The organism is Paraburkholderia sp. (assembly GCF_036488505.1).
Classification (GTDB): Bacteria; Pseudomonadota; Gammaproteobacteria; order Burkholderiales; family Burkholderiaceae; genus Paraburkholderia.
This window is the reverse complement of the sequence record NZ_DASXHN010000476.1, coordinates 1-2,621: the sequence shown is the minus strand read 5'-3', so window position 1 is coordinate 2,621 and position 2,621 is coordinate 1. Positions and strand designations below refer to the sequence as shown.

The 2,621-nt window shown below is 61.3% G+C and carries 2 protein-coding genes and 1 pseudogene; 1 reads left to right on the top strand and 2 read right to left on the bottom strand.

Annotated elements, in window-relative coordinates:
• Positions 1 to 225: pseudogene (locus VGH68_RS27430) on the bottom strand (hypothetical protein); the annotation flags it as partial.
• 296 nt (positions 226 to 521) lie between these two features.
• Here VGH68_RS27430 and VGH68_RS27425 point away from each other — a divergent pair.
• On the top strand, positions 522 to 1,571 hold the full coding sequence (locus VGH68_RS27425) for a LacI family DNA-binding transcriptional regulator (RefSeq protein ID WP_331606867.1): 1,050 nt from the start codon (positions 522 to 524) through the stop codon (positions 1,569 to 1,571).
• A 203-nt stretch (positions 1,572 to 1,774) separates the two neighbouring features.
• On the opposite strand, the gene VGH68_RS27420 is transcribed toward VGH68_RS27425, so the two are convergent.
• Positions 1,775 to 2,621 (bottom strand): LysR family transcriptional regulator (locus tag VGH68_RS27420; protein ID WP_331606866.1); only part of this gene is annotated, 847 nt, incomplete at its 5' end.

Below are 2,621 nucleotides of genomic sequence, written 5' to 3'. Positions count from 1 at the left end.
CCTGGGATGTCGGTCCTGCGGATAGACGAGCGTCTCAGCGAAAGTATCGTCCAGGTACTCAGTGTGTTGATTTCCACCGAGTCTCAATGCTCCTATTCGAGGATTCAGCGCGCCGCTCACTTTCTCTCTGTCCAACTGATCTGCGCAATTTCCCACTTTTGCCGCGAGCAATAACGCCCAATGGATTCGCATCGGTTCCCGAAAATCTTTTACATCCTGCGCCAAGAAGTCCGATCAAGGCACTCACTTTCGCTGACGGCTTCGCAATCGTCGTTCCGACACATTCCTTTCCGTACTCACATCGGCGAAGATTTATCGCTTTTTTGTTGGCGCGCCACCCCTGTGGCAGCACTCGGCTATCCGCCCGAAAATCAAGTTCGACGCGCGTCGGAACCGGCCAGGCGGGGAAGGCCCGTGCCCGGCGGCCGTGCCCGGCGGTGGCCATTTCTCGAGGTGCCGCAATATAGTATGCTGGACGGCGCAGGCGCGATGGTGCGCCTTGACATCGAGCAGGGTGCAAGTTGACCAACGAGACAAAGAAAAGAGCGCCGCGTCGCAAATCGAATGCGATTTCCGTCGTAGATGTCGCGCGCGCGGCAGGGGTATCGACTGCGACCGTTTCGCGCGTGCTGAACGGTAACGCAAAGGTAGCGACAGAACTCCAGAACCGCGTGCGCGGCATCGCACAGGAACTCGGCTACACTCCGCACGCGGCGGCGCGGGCGCTGGCTTCGCAACGGTCGAAAACAATCGGCGCGGTGATCCCATCGCTGGAAAATCAGAATTTCGCGATCGGTGTGTTTGCGCTGCAAAAGCGCATCGGAGAAGCCGGTTATACGTTGCTGCTGGGGTGTTCGTACTACGACCAGGAAGACGAGTTGAAGCAGGTCCGTGCGCTTATCGCGGATGGCATCGCCGGGCTGATGCTCGTAGGCCGCAATCACTCGCCTGCGCTGTACCAACTGATCGAGAAGGAACGGATTCCGCTCGTCAATGGCTGGACGGTCGATCACGATTATCCGTATGTCGGCTTCGACAACGTGGCGGTCGGCCGTCGCCTCGCCGAGTATCTGCTCGATCTCGGGCACACGCGCTTCGGCATGATTACGCAGATGACGCAGCATAGCGATCGCGCGGCGGATCGCATCATCGGCGTGCGCACTGCGCTACAGTCGCGCGGGCTGCAGTTGCGCCACGAGCATTTGATCGAGATGCCGCACAAGATCATCGAAGGCCAGATGGCGATGAAGGCGCTGATGAACGGCCCCGAGCGTCCGACGGCCGTGATCTGCGGCACCGACGTGCTCGCAATCGGCGCGCTGGCGGAGGCGCGAGCATCGGGTATCGACGTGCCCGGCGACGTGTCCATCGCAGGCATCAACGACATCGAATTCTCCAGCTTCACGTCTCCGCCGTTGACGACGATGCGGCTCGCCGCTGACGAAATCGGCGCGCGCAGCGCCGAGTATCTGCTCGCGCGAATCGAGGGACGGCCCGTGAGTTCCCAGTACATCGTGCCGACCGACCTGATCGTGCGTGGCACGACGGCGCGTCCTCACAGCAGCACCTAAGTCGCCAACGCGCAGCGTGGTGCGTTATGGAAACACGCCGAAAAACGCACTATCAGCGCGGCAGCAGGGCAGAGGGCCGTCCACCTATTCGACGCCGAAACTGGCCGGCGTCTGAGCGGACTTGACCGCTCCCTGTCCTGATGAACGCGCCGTGCGCCGGCGTCGCCCCGCACGGCGCGTCATAGCCCTTGCCCTCCCGCCGACTACCCCGGGATCAGCACGCGACTACGCGCGAGCACCTCTTTTGCCAGCTCCACGATGGTATCCGCGCCGCTAAGACACTCCTCCTGATAGGCGACAAAAAAGCCTTGCTGAGTGATCGGCCTTTCAGTGTTCAGCACGTGAATCAGCCCGGAATCGATCTCCGCGCGCATTATCGCGGGCGACAACACGGCCGCTGCATGTCCGGCCGCGACCAGCCGAGACATCATCGACAGCGAATTGCATGAGCTGATGTTGTCGGGATTGCAACCGGCGCTGCGGAACCAGTTCATCACCAGCGAATGGTTCGACGACGGTTGCGAGACGGTGATGATCGGCACCGACGCAAGATCACGAGGGGTGACCTGGTTGTTGGGCACGAGTTGCGGTGACGCCACCCAATGCAGATCGGTGTAGCCGATCGCGGTCTCGACTACATGGGGCGCGTCGGTCGAGTCATTCAGTATCGCTATGTCAAGTTCGTGCGCACCGAGCTTGCGTCCGAGTGCGACGCCCACATCGATCGTGAGTTCGATCTTCATGTGCGGGTATCGCGTCTTGAGTTGCGTCAGTAGATCGGCAAGGCCGGCGTGCGCGATCGACTCGATTGCACCAAGGCGTAGAAGCCCGTACATCGGATCGGTACGCTTCGCGATCTGTTCGAGTTTTTCGGCGAGCTTCAGCACCTGTTCGGCATTGGCGAGCGCGTCACGGCCTGCGACCGTGAGTTCCGAGCGCGTCCGGCTACGGGTGAAGAGCTGCACGCCGAGATGTTCTTCGAACTCCTGGACGCGCGCCGAAATGGTTGGCTGCGTGAGGTGCTGATGGCGCGCTGCCGCATGAAACCCG